We start from the raw sequence: 1,008 nt of genomic DNA, 5'->3' as shown, positions 1-1,008 counted from the left end.
ATTGTTGATTTCCTTGTCAACCATCCTAAGGTAGAAAAAGTCAACTATCCAAAACTAGCTGACAGTCCATATCATGCCTTGGCTGAGAAATATCTGCCAAAAGGTGTTGGTTCAATCTTTACCTTCCATGTTAAAGGCGGAGAGGCAGAAGCTCGCAAGGTGATTGATAATTTGGAAATCTTCTCTGACCTTGCAAACGTGGCAGATGCCAAATCTCTTGTTGTCCATCCTGCGACAACCACCCACGGTCAGTTGTCAGAAAAGGATCTAGAAGCAGCAGGTGTCACACCAAACCAAATCCGCTTGTCTATCGGACTTGAAAATGTAGAGGATTTGATTGAAGATTTGCGTTTGGCCTTGGAAAAAATTTAAAGTAACTGATATAAACAGTGGGTTTCGACTCACTGTTTTTGATTTTCCCTCAGGCATGATATAATGGTTACAGAAGTCTAGAAAGAGGAAAGTTATGAACGAAATTAAATGTCCCAACTGTGGGGAAGTCTTTACAGTAAATGAGAGTCAGTATGCCGAACTCTTATCCCAAGTGAGAACGGCTGAGTTTGATAAGGAACTGCACGATCGAATGAAGCAGGAGCTGGCCTTAGCTGAGCAAAAGGCCATGAATGAGCAACAGTCTAAACTGGCTCAGAAGGATCAAGAAATTGTGCAATTACAGAGTCAAATCCAAAACTTTGATACAGAGAAAGAACTGGCTAAGAAAGAGGTTGAACAAACCAGTCATCAGGCTTTATTGGCAAAGGACAAGGAAGTACAGGACTTGGAAAACCAATTGGCTACCTTGCGTTTAGAACATGAAAATCAACTGCAAAAGACCCTTTCTAACCTTGAAAAAGAGCGCGATCAGGTCAAAAACCAGCTCCTTTTACAAGAAAAGGAAAATGAGTTATCTCTAGCTTCCCTCAAGCAAAATTACGAAGCCCAGCTCAAGGCGGCTAGTGAACAGGTCGAGTTCTATAAGAATTTCAAAGCCCAACAATCCACAAAAGC

General features: G+C 41.7%; 2 protein-coding genes. Both read left to right on the top strand.

The features are described 5' to 3' along the window. Nucleotides 1–372: PLP-dependent transferase (locus GMD1S_RS10485; protein ID WP_000563473.1), on the top strand; the 372-nt coding region annotated here is incomplete at its 5' end. 94 nt (nt 373–466) lie between these two features. Further along, nucleotides 467–1,008: DUF2130 domain-containing protein (locus tag GMD1S_RS10480; RefSeq protein ID WP_001002608.1), on the top strand; the 542-nt coding region annotated here is incomplete at its 3' end.

It is taken from the genome of Streptococcus sp. GMD1S (assembly GCF_000296875.1).
In the GTDB taxonomy this organism is placed as follows: domain Bacteria; phylum Bacillota; class Bacilli; order Lactobacillales; family Streptococcaceae; genus Streptococcus.
The sequence above is the reverse complement of the archived record's forward strand: the minus strand, read 5'-3'. Positions and strand labels throughout refer to the sequence as shown.